This is a genomic window from Methylobacterium sp. CCH5-D2 (assembly GCF_001556475.1).
Classification (GTDB): Bacteria; Pseudomonadota; Alphaproteobacteria; order Rhizobiales; family Beijerinckiaceae; genus Methylobacterium; species Methylobacterium hispanicum.
Genome location: NZ_LSIX01000541.1, coordinates 1 through 323 on the forward strand (window position 1 = coordinate 1; position 323 = coordinate 323).

General features: G+C 75.5%; 1 protein-coding gene. It reads left to right on the forward strand.

The features are described 5' to 3' along the window. Window positions 1-198 (forward strand): hypothetical protein (locus AX737_RS34390; protein WP_197430575.1); only part of this gene is annotated, 198 nt, incomplete at its 5' end. Window positions 199-323 lie beyond the last annotated feature (125 nt).

Consider the following 323-nt stretch of genomic DNA (forward strand, 5'->3'; position numbering starts at 1 on the left):
CCCGTGGCCATCTCCCAGCCCTGGCTCGTCCCGCCCGCGGCGATCCCGGATGTCGAGGCCGAGGAGGAGGGCCTGCCCGGCCTCGCCCTGCCCTTCGCCCCGGCGGCCCACGCCGTCGGGGAGGCGGTCGGCTACGTGAGGGGGCGCGCCGCCGCGTTCGGAGGGTCGGTCTCGATTCTTGTCGATCGGATGCGCTGAGAGGATCGGCGAGCCGTCGACGCGCCCCGTGCTCCGGGCCCTTCCCCGGACGCCTGGACCGAAGCGCACGGTGATCTTCGCCCAGCGCAGGCGGACGCGAAGCGTCCGGGTGCCGAACCGCCGCT